The 17,217-nt window shown below is 67.1% G+C and carries 19 protein-coding genes; 8 read left to right on the forward strand and 11 right to left on the reverse strand.

All coding sequences use genetic code 11. The features are described from left to right. Positions 1–53: 53 nt before the first annotated feature. Positions 54–1,451, forward strand: a complete 1,398-nt coding sequence (locus V0Z78_RS14625) for an NAD(P)/FAD-dependent oxidoreductase (RefSeq protein ID WP_336345405.1) — start codon at positions 54–56, stop codon at positions 1,449–1,451. A gap of 62 nt (positions 1,452–1,513) precedes the next feature. Here V0Z78_RS14625 and V0Z78_RS14630 read toward each other — a convergent pair whose 3' ends face one another. Together V0Z78_RS14630 and V0Z78_RS14635 are read right to left on the reverse strand one after the other, a co-directional pair. Next, a complete protein-coding gene (locus V0Z78_RS14630; protein ID WP_336345406.1) occupies positions 1,514–2,302 on the reverse strand; it encodes an SDR family NAD(P)-dependent oxidoreductase in 789 nt (262 codons plus the stop codon). Positions 2,303–2,359: 57 nt separating this feature from the next. Then, positions 2,360–3,607, reverse strand: coding sequence for a sulfite oxidase (locus tag V0Z78_RS14635; RefSeq protein ID WP_336345407.1), 1,248 nt, complete (start codon positions 3,605–3,607; stop codon positions 2,360–2,362). A 148-nt stretch (positions 3,608–3,755) separates the two neighbouring features. Here V0Z78_RS14635 and V0Z78_RS14640 point away from each other — a divergent pair, with 148 nt between their 5' ends. Next, the gene (locus tag V0Z78_RS14640) at positions 3,756–3,947 is read left to right on the forward strand and encodes a hypothetical protein (protein WP_336345408.1); all 192 of its coding nucleotides are present in this window, start codon (positions 3,756–3,758) and stop codon (positions 3,945–3,947) included. 45 nt (positions 3,948–3,992) lie between these two features. On the opposite strand, the gene V0Z78_RS14645 is transcribed toward V0Z78_RS14640, so the two are convergent. The 4 genes from V0Z78_RS14645 to trpC are packed head-to-tail and all read right to left on the reverse strand — an operon-like array spanning position 3,993 to position 7,719. Then, positions 3,993–4,787 carry a 2-amino-3,7-dideoxy-D-threo-hept-6-ulosonate synthase gene (locus V0Z78_RS14645; RefSeq protein ID WP_336345409.1) on the reverse strand — a complete coding sequence of 265 codons (795 nt, stop codon included), beginning with the start codon at positions 4,785–4,787 and terminating at the stop codon, positions 3,993–3,995. A 27-nt stretch (positions 4,788–4,814) separates the two neighbouring features. Beyond that, on the reverse strand, positions 4,815–5,735 hold the full coding sequence (gene trpA / locus V0Z78_RS14650; protein WP_336345410.1) for a tryptophan synthase subunit alpha: 921 nt from the start codon (positions 5,733–5,735) through the stop codon (positions 4,815–4,817). Beyond that, positions 5,732–6,970 carry a tryptophan synthase subunit beta gene (trpB, locus tag V0Z78_RS14655; protein WP_336345411.1) on the reverse strand — a complete coding sequence of 413 codons (1,239 nt, stop codon included), beginning with the start codon at positions 6,968–6,970 and terminating at the stop codon, positions 5,732–5,734. Before trpB ends, trpA begins: the two co-directional genes overlap by 4 nt. Then, complete coding sequence (gene trpC / locus V0Z78_RS14660; RefSeq protein ID WP_336345884.1) at positions 6,967–7,719, reverse strand: indole-3-glycerol phosphate synthase; 753 nt, start codon at positions 7,717–7,719, stop codon at positions 6,967–6,969. Before trpC ends, trpB begins: the two co-directional genes overlap by 4 nt. 78 nt (positions 7,720–7,797) lie before the next feature. On the opposite strand from trpC, the gene V0Z78_RS14665 reads away from it, so the two are divergent. Together V0Z78_RS14665 and V0Z78_RS14670 are read left to right on the forward strand one after the other, a co-directional pair. Continuing rightward, positions 7,798–8,262 carry an MGMT family protein gene (locus V0Z78_RS14665; RefSeq protein WP_336345412.1) on the forward strand — a complete coding sequence of 155 codons (465 nt, stop codon included), beginning with the start codon at positions 7,798–7,800 and terminating at the stop codon, positions 8,260–8,262. 45 nt (positions 8,263–8,307) lie between these two features. Further along, positions 8,308–8,559 carry a hypothetical protein gene (locus V0Z78_RS14670; protein ID WP_336345413.1) on the forward strand — a complete coding sequence of 84 codons (252 nt, stop codon included), beginning with the start codon at positions 8,308–8,310 and terminating at the stop codon, positions 8,557–8,559. A 57-nt stretch (positions 8,560–8,616) separates the two neighbouring features. Here V0Z78_RS14670 and V0Z78_RS14675 read toward each other — a convergent pair whose 3' ends face one another. Both V0Z78_RS14675 and lonB read right to left on the reverse strand, forming a co-directional pair. Beyond that, a complete protein-coding gene (locus V0Z78_RS14675; RefSeq protein WP_336345414.1) occupies positions 8,617–9,339 on the reverse strand; it encodes a CPBP family intramembrane glutamic endopeptidase in 723 nt (240 codons plus the stop codon). A gap of 3 nt (positions 9,340–9,342) precedes the next feature. Continuing rightward, positions 9,343–11,388: an ATP-dependent protease LonB gene (lonB, locus tag V0Z78_RS14680; protein WP_336345415.1), complete on the reverse strand. Its 2,046-nt coding sequence runs from the start codon at positions 11,386–11,388 to the stop codon at positions 9,343–9,345. Positions 11,389–11,507: 119 nt separating this feature from the next. On the opposite strand from lonB, the gene V0Z78_RS14685 reads away from it, so the two are divergent. Continuing rightward, positions 11,508–12,029 (forward strand): nicotinamide-nucleotide adenylyltransferase, encoded by a 522-nt coding sequence (locus V0Z78_RS14685; RefSeq protein ID WP_336345416.1) that lies wholly within the window; start codon positions 11,508–11,510, stop codon positions 12,027–12,029. After that, complete coding sequence (locus V0Z78_RS14690) at positions 12,026–12,805, forward strand: SAM hydrolase/SAM-dependent halogenase family protein (RefSeq protein WP_336345417.1); 780 nt, start codon at positions 12,026–12,028, stop codon at positions 12,803–12,805. Before V0Z78_RS14685 ends, V0Z78_RS14690 begins: the two co-directional genes overlap by 4 nt. A gap of 589 nt (positions 12,806–13,394) precedes the next feature. On the opposite strand, the gene V0Z78_RS14695 is transcribed toward V0Z78_RS14690, so the two are convergent. Then, on the reverse strand, positions 13,395–13,589 hold the full coding sequence (locus V0Z78_RS14695; protein WP_227357646.1) for a cold-shock protein: 195 nt from the start codon (positions 13,587–13,589) through the stop codon (positions 13,395–13,397). Positions 13,590–13,997: 408 nt separating this feature from the next. After that, positions 13,998–14,330, reverse strand: coding sequence for a DUF5789 family protein (locus V0Z78_RS14700; protein ID WP_336345418.1), 333 nt, complete (start codon positions 14,328–14,330; stop codon positions 13,998–14,000). A gap of 282 nt (positions 14,331–14,612) precedes the next feature. On the opposite strand from V0Z78_RS14700, the gene V0Z78_RS14705 reads away from it, so the two are divergent. After that, positions 14,613–14,741: a hypothetical protein gene (locus tag V0Z78_RS14705; protein WP_336345419.1), complete on the forward strand. Its 129-nt coding sequence runs from the start codon at positions 14,613–14,615 to the stop codon at positions 14,739–14,741. 188 nt (positions 14,742–14,929) lie between these two features. Here the strand turns inward: V0Z78_RS14705 and V0Z78_RS14710 are convergent, their stop codons facing one another. After that, positions 14,930–15,814, reverse strand: coding sequence for an SDR family oxidoreductase (locus V0Z78_RS14710; protein WP_336345420.1), 885 nt, complete (start codon positions 15,812–15,814; stop codon positions 14,930–14,932). A gap of 114 nt (positions 15,815–15,928) precedes the next feature. On the opposite strand from V0Z78_RS14710, the gene V0Z78_RS14715 reads away from it, so the two are divergent. Beyond that, positions 15,929–17,137, forward strand: a complete 1,209-nt coding sequence (locus tag V0Z78_RS14715; RefSeq protein WP_336345421.1) for an MFS transporter — start codon at positions 15,929–15,931, stop codon at positions 17,135–17,137. Positions 17,138–17,217: the final 80 nt, after the last annotated feature.

The raw sequence follows: 17,217 nt of genomic DNA on the forward strand, positions 1-17,217 counted from the left end.
GAGAGCCGTCAGATCACCGAACGGCTAAGCAGGCGGCGAACCCAGAGCATCGTATGACACACGTCGCGATCGTCGGCGCGTACGGAAGCGCGGGCGTCGCCGTCGCCGGTTCGCTGGCGGAGGAGTCCGGAATCGAACTCACGTTGATCGACGACGGCGAGCCGGGCGGCGGCCTCTGCATCCTCCGGGGTTGTATGCCCTCGAAGGAGGTGCTCTCGGCCGGCGCACACCGATTCCAGGCGCGAAACGACCACCGCCTGAGCGGCGTTCCCGACGTGGATCTCGAGGAGGTGGTCGCGACGAAGGACGAACACGTCGAGTCGTTCGCCGAGCACCGGCGCTCGGCCGTCCACGAACTGGCCGAACGCGAGAACGTCGAGTTCCTCCACGAGACCGCCCGGTTCGTCGACGACCACACGGTGGCGGTCGGTGACCGGGAGATCGAGGCCGACTACGTCGTGATCGCGACCGGCTCGACGGTGAACGTTCCCGACCTCCCCGGGATGGACGAGGTCGAGTACACGACGAGCGCCGACGTCCTCGACGCGACCGGGTTCGGCGAGCGCGGAATCGTCATGGGCTTCGGCTACGTCGGCCTCGAACTCGTCCCCTACCTCTCGGAGGCCGGCGGCGTCGACTTGACGGTGATCGAACACGACGACGCCCCGCTCGACGAGGCCGATCCGGTCTACGGCGAGCGGCTGCTCGAGCTCTACCGCGAGAAGTTCGATCTCGAGATACTGACGACCACCCTCGAACGAACGGTCGAACCGACCGACGACGGGGGCGTCAGGATGGAGGTCGAACGCGACGGTCGCGAGGAGACGCTCGAGGCCGACGAGCTGTTTCTCTTCACCGGTCGCCGACCGAGCCTCGACGGGTTGGAGCTGGAGAACACCGCTCTCGAACCCGAGCAGGGGTGGGTCGAGCCCACGATGCGGGCCCGCGACGACGAGCGGACGTTCGTCGTCGGCGACGCCAACGGCCACGAACCGATCCTGCACGTCGCAAAGGAGCAGGGCTTCGCGGCCGCGGAGAACCTCCTCGCCCACGCTCGAAACGAGCCGCTCGAACCCTACGAGAACGTCCACCACCACGTGATCTTCACGGCTCTCGGCGTCTACCCCTTCGCCCGCGTCGGCCACGCCGAGTGGACCGCCGAGGAGGCCGGGATCGACCACGTCGCGGTCACCCGCGAGGCCGCAAGCGACGGCATCTTCAAGACCAAGGACGTCCCCGAGGGGCTCGCGACGCTCGTGGTCGGCGAGGACGGCACCGTACTCGGCTACCAGGGACTGCACTACCACGCGGACGTCATGGCCAAGACGATGCAGGTCGTGATCGAGACGGGCCTCGACGTGCGCGAGCTACCCGATCGGGCCTACCACCCGACGACGCCGGAGATACTCGACGGGCTCTTTCGCGAGGCGAGCGCGCGCCTCGAGGAGTAAGCGCGAGGACGACCGCGTTGCTCGACTCGGCTGGCACGGTCGAGACGGGTCGGCAGGAAAAGTCAGCAGATCTGCCAGCCGCCGTCGACGGCGAGCAGCTCCCCGGTCGTGTAGGCGGCCGCGTCGCTCGCCAGATAGAGGGTGGCGTCCGCGACGTCCTTCGGGAAGCCCGCCCGCCCCATCGGGATCGGCTTCAGGAACTCGCCATCGCCGGCGCGCTCCTGGGTGCTCTCGGTGCCGTTCTCGGTGAACTCGGTCGCGATCTGGCCCGGCGCGGTGGCGTTCACCCTGATCCCCTCCTCGGCGAGTTCGAGCGCCGCGCCCCGCGTGAGCATGCGAAGCGCTCCCTTCGTGGTGTCGTAGGCGACCTGGCCGTGCTGGGCGAGGTTCGAACTGATCGAGGCGGTGTTGACGATCGAACCCTCGACGCCACGGTCGAGCATGTCGCTCGCGGCCGCCTGGGTGCCGACGAACATCCCCCGGACGTTGACGCCGTAGCCCGTATCGAGGTCGTCGGCGTCGTACTCGGTGAACGAGCCGCCGACGAACACTCCCGCGTTGTTGACCATGACGTCGACGCCGCCGTACTCGCGGGCGGCCTCGACCACCGAACGAACCTGCTCGGGATCCGAGACGTCCGTCTCGACGAACTCGGCGGTTCCGCCGGCCTCCTCGATCGTCTCGTGGGTCGGGAGGTCGGCGTCGGGATCCTTCGGATCGGCCCGTTGATCGGCGACGATCACGGTCGCGTCCGCCTCGGCGAACTCCAGCGCGATCGATCGCCCGATGCCCGATGCGCCGCCGGTGACGACGGCGGTCTCGTCGGCGAAGTCGTAGTGAACGTCGCCCATGGTACGACGACGACGGCCCTCGGTCAAACCGGTTTTGCCTGCAGCCGGATGCTCGGGTTACGCGCCGTCGTGTTCGACGGTTACGGAGGTTCCTAACGGTCGGTAGGCGTTGTTGCCGTAGCCCTGTGTGTTCCACGGATAGGTGTCGTTCTCGATCCCCGTCTGCTCGGGGTCGGGTTCGGCGATCCGGGCCGGTTGAACCCGTCCCTTCGCGTCGGTCGCCCGGGCGAGCAGTCGGTGTTCGCCCGCCTCGGGCGTCCACTCCGTTCTGAAGCGCCGCCAGGCGTAGCGCCCGAGCGCCGGCTCCAGGAGGTCGATGTCGGCCCACGTCTCGCCGCCGTCGGTCGAGAGCTCGACGCGTTCGACGCGGTTCTCGCCGGCCCACGCGAGCCCGGTGATCTCGACGGCTTCGCTCGCCCGCAGGGTCGCCCCGTCCGCGGGAGCGGTGATCAGCGACTTCGGTAGCTGGTCGTAGAAGTAGGCGTGGCGCGGCTCGTCGGCCGCCATCTGTTCGTAGGTGTCGGGCGTCTCCACGCGGTCGAGTTCCTCGGGTTTCTTCCCATCATCGAAGCGCAGGCGGTACTCCAACTGCTGGTACTTGGTGTACCCCTCCCACTCCTCGCCCGTGGGCATCGACTCCGCGACGTGGAGCCGCTCGACCCACTTCACGCTGTTGTTGCCGAACCAGCCGGGCACGAGCAGTCGGACCGGGTGGCCGTGATCCGGCGGCAGCGGGTGGCCGTTCATCTCGTAGGCGAGCACGCAGTCCTCCCGCACCTTCTCCATCGGCAGCGACCGACAGAAGACGTCCTCGCCCTCGGGGGCGTCCCCGCCCATGACCGTGACCCAGCCCTCGGCGGCCGCGTCGTACTCCTCGAGGAGCGCCCGGACGGGCGTGCCGGTCCAGACGGCGGTGCTCACCGCGCCGTCGGTCCACTGGTGTCCCTCCGCGTCGGGCTCGAAGAAGGCCCGGCCGTTGCCCGAACACTCCATCGTGTGGACGACCGACTCGGCGGGGTAGTCCTCGCGCAGTTCGTCCATCCCGACGGTCGGGCCGTCGGCGTCCGGTCCCGTCTCGCCGCTTCCGCCGATCAGCCCCGTCAGCGAGACCGTCCATTCCTCGGCGTCGGTCTCGGGCGTCGGGTAGTGGTTCCGGACGTAGTGGGTCCCCTCGGGCGTCAACAGCCCGTCGAGGTCGGATCGGGAGGCGACCTCGGCGTTCTCGGGCGACGCAGAAAGCACCTCGAGGCGCGGAAACTCCTCGTCGAGCGGCGGCTCGTCGTCGGGACGGAGCTCGCGTGGCATGGGTGGCGGTTCGCCGCGTCCGTCGGTAATCGTTGCGCTTGCGTACGGGTCGAGGAGACGGCCGTCGACACGGATCGAACCCGGCGCGTCTGCACGGGCGGCGCACGGGTGCGAAAGGAGAACCCACGTGGAGGGCCTTCGAACCCGCATGACGATCGATTGCACCTACTGTGGGAGCGACGTCCGGGCACACGAACCGCTGTTTCTCGAGCGGGAAGAGGACGGCGAGCGGCGACCCGCCGGCCGGTTCTGTAACTACGCGTGTCTGAGCACGTACGTCGAGGAGGAGGGGCTCGTGACCGGCGCGACCTGCGAGTTCGAGCCCGGATCGGGGACCTGATCCCGGATCCCGGTTCGGGGCCGGGAACGAACGTCGGAGTCCTGTTCAGGCCTCGACCGCCAGCCCCGCCTTCTCGATCGCCTCCTCGGCGCTCGCGTCGTCGTGGACGACCGCCGCCACGGCGCGCGCGATCGCCTCCGGGTCGTCGTGCTGGAAGATCGAGCGGCCCATCGAGATGCCTGCACCGCCGGCGTCCATCGTCCCGCGGACCTTCTCGAGGGTCTGGCGGTCGGTCCCGCGCGCGCCACCGGCGATCACCACGGGTAGACGTGTCGACTCGACCACGTGCTGGAAGCTCTCGGCGTCGCCCGAGTAGCCCGTCTTGACGAGGTCAGCGCCGAGCTCCTCGGCGAGGCGGACCGCGTGGCCGAGCGCCTTGGCGTCGTCGCTCTCGATGTCGGGCCCGCGGGCGTAGGCCATCGCCAGGACGGGCATGCCGAAGCGATCCGCGCGTTCGGTGAGTTCGGCCAGGTCCTCGATCTGCTTCGGCTCGTAGTCGGAGCCGACGTTGATGTGAAATGAGACGGCGTCGGCGCCCGCGCGGATCGCCTCCTCGACGGTGCCCGTCACCCGCTTGTCCTGCTCGTCGGGACCGATCGTCGTCGAACCGTTGAGGTGGACGATGTAGCCCGCGCCGTTCGTGTTCGGGTGGACCCGCGAGGCGATCCCCTTCTGGGTGAGTACGCAGTCCGCGCCGCCGCGGGTCACCGCGTCGATCGTCCCCTCGATGTCCTTCAACCCCTTCACCGCGCCCATGGTGATCCCGTGGTCCATGGGGACGATCAGGTACTTTCCGTCGGTGCCGATCCGGTCGAGTCGTGCGTCGAACCCTGCGCTCATAGTATGTGAGACTCCGGCATGGAGCGGTTATGGGCGTTCCGGTCGAGGCCGACGTTGCTCGAACCCCTCGAGTGCACCCTCCTTCAGTTCGCGGGCCTTCCGCTCGAGGCGTTCCGCGACGGTTTCCTCCTCGGTGTCGCCCTCGGCGACGTCGTCGGACCCCGTCCGACTGTCCGCTGAGGTCCCCTCGGCGACGATGTCGACCAGGGCCGAACCGACGATGATCCCGTCGGCCCCGCCCGCGACGATCCGTTCGGCGTGTTCGCGCTCGCTGATTCCGAAACCCACTGCCTTGGGAACGTCCCACTCCCGGAGACGCCCGAGGCTCGCGTCGGTCTGGTCGCTCACGTCCGTTCGCGCGCCGGTCGTCCCCAGGCGTGCCTGGACGTAGACGTAACCCGAGACCTGCTCCATGATCCGCTCCAACCGTTCGCCGCGCGTCGTCGGCGCGACGATGAAGATCAGGTCCAACCCGTGCTCGTCGCAGGCCTCCCGAAGGGGGTCGGACTCCTCGGCGGGCAGGTCGGGGACGACGAACCCGTCGATCCCGACCTCCGCCGCGCGGCGGACGAACGGCTCGGGGCCCTCCTCGTCCGCGGCACCGCTCCCGTCCGAGGTGCGTGCCGCCTCGCTCGCCCCGTAGCGGTAGATCAGGTTGTAGTAGGTCATGCAGACGACCGGCACCTCGACGTCCAGATCGTCGACCAGCTCGAAGTAGCTCTCCGGGGTCATCCCGCCCTCGAGCGAGCGGACGATCGCGTTCTGGATGGTCGATCCCTCCGCGATCGGTTCCGAGAACGGCAGGCCGAGCTCGATCACGTCCGCACCGCCACGAACCAGCGCGCGGACGTACTCCTTCGTCGACTCGGTATCGGGATCGCCCGCCGCGAGATACGGGATGAAGGCGGGGCCATCGGCGAACGCCTCGGCGATCCGGCTCCGGCTCATAGTCCCCCGCTGAACACGTCCATGTCGGGCGCGCCCTCGATCTCGCGCTCGGCCGTCTCCTCGATCACCGACTCGAGGTCCTTATCGCCCCGACCCGAGACGTTGACGACTACGACGTCGCCCAGGCTCTCGTGCTCGCGTTCGAGGTAGGCGAAGGCGTGGGCCGTCTCGAGCGCGGGGATGATCCCCTCGAGCTGTGAGAGGCGGTGGAACGCCTCGAGCGCCGCATCGTCGTCGACGTTCGTCGGGACGACGCGCCGCTCGTCGACGAGGTGGGCGAGTTCGGGCCCGACGCCCGCGTAGTCGAGCCCCGAGGAGATCGAGTGTGACTCCATGATCTGGCCGTGTGCGTCCTGCAGGAGCCTGGTGCGCGCGCCGTGGAGCACGCCCTCGCTTCCCGTCGAGAGCGACGCGGAGTTGGGCGCGACGCCGCCCTCCTCGTCGACTTCCAAGCTACTCCCGCCGGCCTCGACGGCGTACAGATCGACGTCCTCGTCCTCCACGAACGAGTGGAAGGCGCCCATCGTGTTCGAACCGCCGCCGGCACAGGCGAGCACGCTGTCGGGCATTCTCCCCGTTTTCTCCTCGATCTGGGCGCGTGCCTCCTCGCCGATCACCGCCTGGAAGTCCCGGACCATCCGCGGGAACGGGTGGGGACCGACCACCGAACCGATCACGTAGTGGGTGTCCTCGACGCTCGTCGCCCAGTCGCGCATCGTCTCCGAGATCGCCTCCTTCAGCGTGCCCCGGCCCACGCTCACGGGGTTCACCTCGGCGCCGTTGAGCCGCATCCGGAAGACGTTGGGGCGCTGGCGGTTGATGTCGCGCTCGCCCATGTAGATCTCACAATCGATCCCCAGATGCGCACACGCCATCGCCGTCGCGGTGCCGTGTTGGCCCGCGCCCGTCTCGGCGATGATCCGTTCCTTTCCCATGTACCTCGCGAGCAGCGCCTGGCCCAGCGCGTTGTTCAGCTTGTGTGCGCCCCCGTGGAGCAGGTCCTCGCGTTTGAGATACACCTCCGTGTCGTAACGCTCGCTCAGCCCCTCCGCGTGTTGGAGCGGCGTCGGTCGACCCCCGAAGTCCCGCAGCCGATCGCGGAAGTCGTCCATGAACCCCTCCTCGTTCTCGAGGACGTATCGTCGGTAGGCGTCCTCGAGCTCCTCGATCGCGGGCATCAGCGCCTCGGGCACGTACTGGCCGCCGTAGCGTCCGAACTTCGCGTCCGTACTCATGCTGTGGTGAACCCCTCGACGTTCTCCCGTACGTCGCCGTCCATGATGGCGGTACCGATCAACAGCGCGTCCGCGCCCGCCTCGCGCATCCGCCGGACGTCCTCTCTGCTACCGATCCCGCTCTCGGCTACCAGGATCGTCTCCTCCGGCGCCTCGCTTGCGACCCGCTCGAAGGTATCGAGATCGACCTCCAGCCGAGCCAGGTCGCGGTTGTTGATCCCGACGACGTCCGCCCCGGCCTCGATCGCTTCCTCGAGCTCGTCGCGGTCGTGGACCTCGACGAGCGGCTGGAAACCCCGCTCTCTCGCCGCGGCGATCAGTCCGGGAAGGTCGTCGACGAAGCGCGCGATCAGCAGGATCAGGTCGGCCTCGACGGCGTCCAGTTGAGCTTCGTCGAGCACGAAGTCCTTCCGGAGCACGGGCACGTCGACCGCTTCGCGAACCCGCGTGAGCGTCTCCGGCGACCCGCCGAAGTGCTCGGGTTCGGTCAGCACCGAGAGCGCGGCCGCCCCGCCAGCGACCATCTCCCGCGCCAGTTCGACCGGATCGCCCTCCCTGACCCCGTCGGTGGTCGGACTCGTCGGCTTCACCTCGGCGATCACCGGCACCCGTCCCTCGCGTTCGGCGGCGGTGAGCGCCCCGTCGAAGGGTCGTGCGTCGACGGAGACGCGCCCCTCCGGCGCCTCGCGTTCGCGCGCCGCCCGAAGGATCGACCGCACGGCCGGTGCGATCGAGTCGCTAGCGTTCATCATTGTACGATAACGGACGGATCTGTACATAAGACTTGCGTCATCGGGTTTGAAGGGTCGGTCGAGCGTTCTCCCGACATGGACGCTTCGGACACGGGAATCTACGCCGGCGAGGTGGCGGGACTCGATCGCGTCGTCCAGATCGGGATCGCCTCCGGGCGGGTGATCAGCCTCTCCTTGCCCGACGAACCCGACGAGGACGCGAGCCGAAACCACGCACTGCTCGACCGACTGGGTGCGTACTTCTCGGGTGAGCGCGACGAGTTCTCGGACGTGCCGGTCGCGCTGACGGTGCCCACCGATCACCGCGCCGTGCTCGAGAGAGTGGGCGAGGTCCCCTACGGCGAGACGACCGACGTCGCGACGCTCGCCCGCGCCGTTCCCGGAATCGATGCCGAGGACGAGGGGGAACGAATCGTCCGGGCCGCCCTCGAGGCGAACCCCGTTCCCGTCCTGATCCCCGACCATCGGGTCCGCGACGGACCGAGCGCGACTCCGGACGAGGTGGCCCGCGCGCTTCGCTCGCTCGAATCCTCGGCGTGATGTCGGCAGAAAGATATTTATTTCAATATGTTTCTATACGGTAGTATGGCTACTTCGCTCGCGGATCTCGCCCCCTCGACCGGCCGTCGCCACGCCGGCAACTGTCTGGCCTGTGGACTCGTCATGGGCTTCGGCTGGATCGCGCTCCTGTTCGGCACGCACCTGTTCGTCACCGAGTACCTCCCCGAACTGGAGCCCCAACTGCTCGCGCTCTCGGGTGGCTGGACGGTGCTCGGAACGACGCTGCTGCTCGTCGGCTGCGTCCGTGCGTACAACGTCCTCTTTCGGCCCTACTGAGGCACCGACTCGCCGATTACTCCTCTTGACAGACCCCGTCTCCCGCGAGTCCGACGATTACCCCGCCCAGTCGATCCCCAACCCCTCGTGGACGACGAACTCCAGGGCGTTCACGACGTAATGGGCGATCACGACGACCAGCAGGCTCCCCGTGAGGACGAACGCCGCCGCGAGGACGAACCCCAACAGGCCCGTGACGACGACTCCCGTTCGGCCCTGCGCGCCGTGGCCGAGCGCGAAGAGGACCGACGAGACGATCGCCAGCAGCCAGGGCGAGACGCCGTAGCCCGCCGCCACGGCACCGATCAGCGCCGCTCGGAAGAGGAACTCCTCAAAGGCGGCGATGACCGGGAGCACGAGGCCGAGCAGCACCGCCCACCCGCCCGCGGAGCGGGGTGCGAGCAGTCCCCGGAGGCGTTCGTCGTAGGTGAATCCCAGACGGTCGGCGAGCGCTCCGCCCGCCTCGCTCGCGAGGTACAACGCGAGTCCGAGGCCGAGGCCGATCCCGACGGCCCCGAGTCCGCTCGTGCCCGCGTCCGTCCCGATCCCCAGCGCGGCGGGCGGGATCTCCGTATACCAGGCGGCAGCGAGCAACACGGCGGCGAACAGCCCCTGTGAGAGCGCGACGTTCGCGAGGAGCGCTCCGGGGGTGATCTCCGGGTCCGGGGTCTCCGTCCGTTCGTCACGTGGCTCGACGACCGTCCGGGAGAGGTGTGCGAGCGCGAGAAGGAGAACGCATACGACGCCCGTCAACCCGACGAACGTCGCCCACTCCGCCACGACTTACTGGGGCGTGGGACTGCCGCTCGGGACCTGCCGGTCGCGATCCAGCGCGGTCGTGATGTTCTTCAGGCGGTCGACCAGCCCGTCCTTCTCCGGTTCGCCGACCAGCGCGATGTCGAGCACCTCGCTGATGTGCGAGACGGGGATGACCTCGACCTCGTCCTTGTACTCGTCCTCGATCATCACGTCCTGCTCGTTCGACTTGGGGATGATCACGGTGTCGATGCCGGACTTCGCGGCGGCCTCGATCTTGTGGGTGACCCCGCCGACCGGGAGGACGTCGCCCCGAACGGAGAGCGAACCGGTCATCGCGACGTTCTGGGCGACCGGGATCTCCTCGAGGGCGCTGATCACCGCGGTGGCGATCGAGATCGACGCCGAGTCGCCCTCCACGCCCTCGTAGGACTGAAGGAACTGGATGTGGACGTCCATCTCGTTGATGTCCTTGTTGGTGAACTTCTTGATGATCGCGGAGACGTTCTGGACCGACTCCTGGGCGATCTCCTGGAGCTTTCCTGTTGCAATTACCTCGCCGTGGCCCTGGGTCACCTCGGCCATGATGGGCTTGACGATACCCGAATCGTCGCCCATCACCGCCAGTCCGTTGACCCGGCCGACGACGCCGCCCTCGTTCATCGTCATGTCGTAGTCGCTGTAGCGCTCGATGAACGTGTCGGCGAGCTGCTGTTCGATCGAGCGCGAGCGCTTCTTCGCCGCGAGCACGTGATCGCGGGTCGTGTACTCCGTGCCCTCCGCTCGCGCGAGGTCGCCCGCGACGCGGATGAGCCCGCCGAGGTTACGCAGCTGAAGCGTCAAGTGGCCCTTCCGGCCGGAGCGTCGCTTGGCCTCGAGGATGACCTCCTCGATCGCCTCGCGGGTGAAGTGGGGCAGGCGGCCGTCGTTCTCGACCTCCTGGGCGATGAACCGGGCGTACTTGCGGCGCATCTCCGGCTCGTCCTCGATGGTGTCGTCGAAGAACACCTCGTAGCCGTAGCCCTTGATCCGCGAGCGGAGCGCGGGGTGCATGTTCTCCAGGGCGTCGCGGTTGCCCGCCGCGACCATGATGAAGTCCGTCGGGACGGGCTCGGTCTGGACCATCGCACCCGAGGAGCGCTCGCTCTGGCCGGTGATGGCGAACTCGCCCTCCTGGATCGCCGTCATCAGGTGCTGTTGGGAACGGACGTCGAGCGTGTTGATCTCGTCGATGAACAGCACGCCGCGGTGGGACTTGTGGATCCCGCCGGCCTCGACGCGGTCGTGACTCGGCGTCTCCATGCCGCCCGACTGGAACGGGTCGTGGCGGACGTCGCCGAGCAGCGCGCCGGCGTGGGCGCCGGTGACGTCCTCGAAGGGCGCGGTGGTGTTGTCGGCGTTGTTGATCAGGAGGTTCGGGACCATCGCGTCGCTGCCGCGGTTCGCGTACTTGAATGCGAGGTAGATGATCGCGGCGGCGATGATCCCCAGTAGGATGTTCCCGATGAACAGCGAGTAGCCGAGGATCACGATGATGATCAGCCACATGAGGATGGTCCGCATCGTGTTGCGCTTGCGGGCCTCCTCCTTGTGGGCCTCGACGATCTGTTCGCCCTTGCCCGCGGGCACGGTCCTGATCTTCGGCTCGTTGCCGTCGTCGGGGTTGTGGTAGACGAGGACGTCCTGGAGATCCTCGTTGGGCAGCAGCTGGCTCATCGCCTTCGCCAGCATCGACTTACCCGTCCCGGGCGAGCCGATCATCAGCATGTGGCGTCGTTGCTTTGCGGCCTTGCGGGCGACCTCCTGGGCGTGGTCCTGGCCGATCACCTGATCGACCAGCTTGTCGGGGACCTCGATGTCCTCGGTGGAGTCGATCTTGAGCCCGCCGAGGAGGTCGTCCTCGTTCTCCTCGTCGATCTCGGCCTCGAAGCCGACGTCGACGTCACTGCCGAGCGCGTCGTCCTCCGACTCCGGCTCGGAGCCGTCGCCGACGTCGGGCTCGGGCCCCGCGTCCGAAGACTCGTTCACCCCGTCCTCGTAGGGGGGTTCGCCGGTGTCTCTCTCGTTGCTCATAGAATCTGGTTGCTGATGAAAATCAGGGTTGCGCAACTGATATACTTTCTCCCTGCTCGTGATCGATGGACCGACTCGCTACGCTTTTGAGGGCACGGATTGTCGGTTCGAGCAGAAATATGAGGCGGGGCTTCTACATCGGCCGGTTCCAGCCGTACCACAACGGCCACCACCGCATGGTCGACCGGATCGCGAACGAGGTCGACGAGCTCGTCCTCGGGATCGGCAGCGCGGGCGACTCCCACTCGAGACACGATCCGTTCACCGCCGGCGAGCGCATCATGATGCTCACCAAGTCGCTGGTCGACTACGATATCGTGACCTACGCCGTTCCCATCGAGGACCTCGATCGAAACTCGGTCTGGGTCAGCCACGTCCAGAGCATGAGCCCGGACTTCGAGGTCGCGTACTCGAACAACCCGCTCGTGATCCAGCTGTTCAGCGAGGCCGGCGTCGAGGTGCGCCAGTCGCCGATGTTCAACCGCGAGGAGCTCGAGGGTACCGAGGTACGCGAGCGCATGATCGAGGATCAGAACTGGGAGAAGCTGGTCCCCGATCCCGTCGTGGAGGTCGTCCGCGAGACCAACGGCATCGAACGACTCCAGCGGGTCAGCGAGACCGACACGAACGGAACAGAATGATCACGCTCGCTTCGGACTTCGGCACGCCGTATCCGGCGGCGATGAAGGGCGTGATCCTCTCGCGAATCGACGCCCGGCTCGTCGATATCGCCCACGACTTCCCTCGCCAGGACCCCCGTACCGCGGCGTTCTGGTTGCGCGAGATCCTGCCCTGGTTCCCGCCCGCAGTCCACCTCGCGGTGATCGACCCCGGCGTCGGCACCGACCGCGCGGCGCTGGTCGTTCGAGCGGGCGAGGGTGCGCTCGTCGGCCCCGACAACGGCGTGCTCCTCCCGGCGGCCCGCCGTCTAGGGGAGCCCGAGGTCCTCGCGATCGACCCCTCGGACGAGACGTTCCCCGACATCGGCGGGGAGGGAAGCACGTTCGACGGCCGGGACGTCTTCGCGCCCGCGGCCGCCGAGATCCACGAGGCCGGGGTCGACACCCTCGAGGAACTCGAGTGGCTCTCGCCCGTCGAGGACGAGGAGTACGTCGACCTCGAGTTCCCCGAGCCCGAGATCCGCGAGAGCGAGGCCATCGGCGAGGTGCTCGTGCTCGACGGCTTCGGCAACGCGATCACCAACGTTCCCGGGAGCGTGCTGGAGGGCCGGTTCGGCACCGAGGTGGCGGTCAACGGCACCGCCGTCCCCGCCGAACGGAGCTACGCACACGTCGACCCCGGCGAGCGTCTCGTGACGGTCGGGAGCCACGGCAACGTGGAGCTCGCGGCCAACGCGAGCCGCGGCGACGAGGCGTTCGGCGTCGAACCCGGCTCGGAGGTTCGGATCGACTTCTGATCAGCGGGATCCGCCGTCAGTCCCGGAACGATCTCTTATGCCCCTCGTCCATCAGGTGGTCCCTCTATACGGTCCGCTAGCGTTCTACTACGTATGGGTGCCCCTTCCCCTCGGTCCAAACGAACGGCATATGCAGCGAAAATCGCTCGCGCACGAGGAGGTGCTGATGAGTATGACGAGCGAGCGAAAGAGCAGCGTCCGCGGTCCTTTGCGGCACGGATCGCCTGGGCTCGCAACCGGTAGCCACGGCTGGCCGTTCTCGAGAGTCGTCCGGTTCCTTCCCGTCGGTATTTCGGCCTCGAACCGTGATGATTCTCGGATCGAACTCAAGCGTTCCCCTGAAGGAAACGACACGCTCGTGGATAGCCTCGAATCATCGAAGGGAGTGGAGCCTTAGATGAACCACTCGGCAGTCGAGAGATGTGCCGTGCTGAATACAGAGCGCGTATTTCTCACTCGACGCTTCCGGACGGAGTCGATCGAATCGGCGTAGACGGCCGATACGGATGGTACTGACTACGGCACGGGGCATCGATAAAAGTAGGGTCGTGTTTCAGTGTCGCCGATAGGCGACGGGCTGAAGCAGGTATTACGCGCGAACGACGTTCGTCGCTCGGGGGCCCTTGGGAGCCTGTTCGATATCGAACTCGATGTCCTGTCCTTCCTCGAGGTCCGGGCCGCCGACGTCCTCCATGTGGAAGAAAACGTCATCGTCCGCATCCTCAGTGGAAATAAATCCGTAGCCGCCAGTGTCGTTGAAGAAATCAACCTTTCCGTTTGCCATTGCAAACAGACGTAGACCTGAAGTGCGGATAACGGTTCCGAGAGTCGTGGTATCACGACCGCCGTCGAGTCCGAATGGGGATCATCCCTGATTCGACCCTCCCACAGCAGCTACTAACCGCCCTCTTAGCACGATCGTATGCTACTCTCCAGGAAAGCTAGCGACGAGAAGTGAAACGAACCGCGGCCTGTCCTGACGAATTCGTCCTCTGGATCGTGTTCAGACGCCGAGCAAGCACGGTTTTGCCGGCTTCTGCGGATAGCATTACCGGCTCAGCATTTCTTCACGGGGTTTCATCGTTACCGATCTAACTACTCTGTACGATCCACACCACGTCTAAACGCGACCCGGAGGATGAGAAATACAGATACGACGCTGATCGATGGAGGTGACCCCATCAGCGGGCCATCAACGGGATATCAGTCCCTGTATTCGGTTTCGAACGTCGTCGGCGGAGTTGTATAGTTCATCGTCGATCGAAGCAAGCACTTCTCTAATGGTTTTCGACCCGCCCTGTGTTTCGACTTCATGGTCGCCGTGGGCGCTGATGAGTTCGTCGGTGGTCGTCGGATAGTCGTGATTTTCGAGCTCTTCATCCAGGTCGCCGAGCTGATCGTTGGATTCGGAGTCTATCGGTTCGGGTTCGTCGGCGCGGTCACGCGCCTCCTGAAGTTCCCGTTCTCGTTGGCGTCGCTCTTCGTCATCCGCTTGCTTATCTCGTGTGTTTTTGGTATCTGCCATCCTACGATTTAGAACTGGGAGCGGGATAAGGGTGTGGCCGTTCGCCGGTCCGTTCCTCCCGGATTCACCTGACGGCCGAGTACACGGTATCGACCACCGGGTCAGTTACTCTGCACACGTACTGAGCAGCCGATTCAGCGTCGCTCACTCGAACGCTCGAAATCTGCGTGCTGAACTCAGCCTCCGTATTCAACACGCCGACCCCGATCAGTTCGCGATCCGTGACGTTGAGTATGGACGACTGGAAAGGGGCGAAGCACGCGCCGTGCGCCGACGGGAGCGATGCGACGAGCGGGACTACGGCTGTCGGATCTGCGGCTCTCCGTACCGGTCGAGACCCGCGGTCCGTTACGACTGCGGAACGAGACGGTCGTGGCGATCGAACGCGTCCTCGCCGGAAGCAATCCGTAGCGGCGTCACACGACACGTTCATCGGCGATCGTCCTCATCGGGCGGTTCCTCGGAGAGGGCAGCCGTCTGGAGCTCAAGAAACGCATACCGCGATTGAGAAATCGCCGACCGTCCGAAACGGCGTCGGATGACGGTTCGGAACGGAGCCGACGGAAACGGGTTTTCGAAGCGCGTTGGGCGGTCTCTGTTCAGCCGTTGACGACCGATCCGCCGTTGAGATGCAGCGTCTGGCCGGTCATGTACGAGGAGTCCTCGCAGGCGAGGTAGACGTACGCCGGGCCCAGTTCGCTGGGCTGGCCCGGACGTCCCATCGGGACGTCGGTGCCGAACTCCTCGACCATCTCGGGGTCGTACTGGCCGATCGTCGCCGGGATCAGCGGCGTCCAGATCGGCCCCGGCGCGACCTGATTGACCCGGATGCCCTCGCTCGCGACCTGCTGGGAGAGCGAGCGCGTAAAGGCGACGATCGCGCCCTTCGTCGAGGAGTAGTCGACCAGCGTGGCCTTGCCGACGTAGGCGTTGATCGAGGTCGTGTTGATGATCGCGTCGCCGTCGTCCAGGTGCGGCAGCACCGCCCGCGCCATGTAGAAGTAGCCGTGGACGTTGGTGGCGAACGTCTCCTCCCACTGCTCGTCGGTGATCTCCGCGAGATCGCTCTTGACGACCTGCGTCGCCGCGTTGTTGACCAGGACGTTCACGCCGCCGAACTCCTCGGCGACCTCCTCGACGACGGCCTGACAGAACGCGCTGTCGCGGACGTCTCCCTCGATCGTCAGGCAGTCTTGTCCCTCCGCCTCGATCATCTCGGCCGTCTCCGCCGCGTCCTCCTCCTCCTCGAGATAGACGACGGCGACGTCGGCGCCCTCCCGGGCGAAGTGCACCGCGGCGGCCCGCCCGATGCCGCTGTCCCCGCCCGTCACGATCGCGACCGTCCCGTCCATCTTTCCGCTTCCCCGGTAGTCGTCGCGGATGAACTCGGCCGAGGGCTGCATCTCGCCCTCGACGCCCGGGCGTCGGTCCTGTTCCTGTGGCTCGATCTCTTCGGCCTTCTCGCGCGCGTCCTGATGCGTCATGGACGGCGATACTCCCGGAGGCGTGTTGAGCGTCCGCGTTGCCATGGAATGCTTTCGCCCTCCCGGATCGCCGACATCCACGCGTTTAGGCCCCTTCGACGAGGACGATGGTCCGTGACGCGTTCCGCGGGCCGACGGAGCTACCTCGCGCTCGTCCTCGGGAGCGCGAGCTACGCCTGTCTGTTGTTCGTCTGGTTCCTGCTCCCGGCGTTTCTCACGCCGGTCATCGACGACCTCGGCCTCACGGGCTGGCAGGCCGGCGTGCTCGTCGGGGCCGTTCCCCTCACCTACATCCCGCTCTCGCTGATCAGCGGGCTCGCGATCGACCGGATCGGTCCCCGCTGGGGAATCGGCGTCGGCCTGCTGGTCTTCGGCGCCGCGGGCGCCGCCCGCGGGTTTGCGACCGGCTTTCCGACGATGCTCGTACTGACGCTGTTGGTGGGGGTGGGCGCGACCGGCATCACGTTCGGGCTTCCCAAACTCGTCGCGGCGCTCTTTCTCGAGGACAGGGTGGGCTCCGCCTCGACGGTCTACGTGCTCGGATCGTACGCGGGATCGGCGTCGGCGTTCGCGATCGGCCGGCCCGTTCTGGGACCGGCGCTGGGCGGCTGGCGGCCCACCTTCGTCCGCAGCGGCCTCGCCGTCATCGCGTTCGCGCTCGTCTGGTTCCTCGGGACGAGACGCATCGACCCCCGCGACGCGGACGACGGACGGGCCTTCTCGCTCGGTTCGCTGCGCGAGGACGCCGCTCGGGTGCTCTCGAACCGCTCGATGGCGCTGCTCGTGGCGATCGGGACGGCCTACCTGCTCGTGAGCCACGGCCTGCAGGGCTGGCTCGTGACGCTCTTCGAGTCCCGCGGCGTCCGTCCCGCGCTCGCCGGACTCACCACCACGGTGCTCGTCGCCGGACAGGTCGTCGGCGCGCTCTCGATTCCACCCCTGTCGGATCGACACTCGGCGCGCCGGCCGGCGGTCGTCCTCGCGGGGTTGCTCGTGACCGCCGGGACGACGACCCTGCTGGTGTCTGACTCCACGCTCGCGCCCGCGGCCGTCGGCATCGTCGCCGTCGGGATCGGTCTCGGCGGGATCGGGCCGCTGTTGCGCGCGATCCCGGTCGAACTGGAGGGGATCGGTCCCGGTCTCACTGCGACGGCGGTCGGGTTCGTCTTCGCCGTCGGCGAGATCGGCGGTTTTCTGGGGCCGTTTCTCGTCGGCTCGCTTCGCGACGCGACCGGCTCGTTCGTCCCCGGGCTGGCGGCGATCGCGCTGGCGGGACTGGCGATCGCCGCCGCGGGCTGGCAGATGACCGGGATCGACTCGTAACACGAGAACCTGCCGGTCGCTCCGGCTCGACGTACGAACCGGTTCGGCGTCGGCTCGTCGGGACGACTCGGGCGAACGAA

The sequence above is a fragment of the Halalkalicoccus sp. CG83 genome (assembly GCF_037081715.1).
GTDB classification, from domain to species: domain Archaea; phylum Halobacteriota; class Halobacteria; order Halobacteriales; family Halalkalicoccaceae; genus Halalkalicoccus; species Halalkalicoccus ordinarius.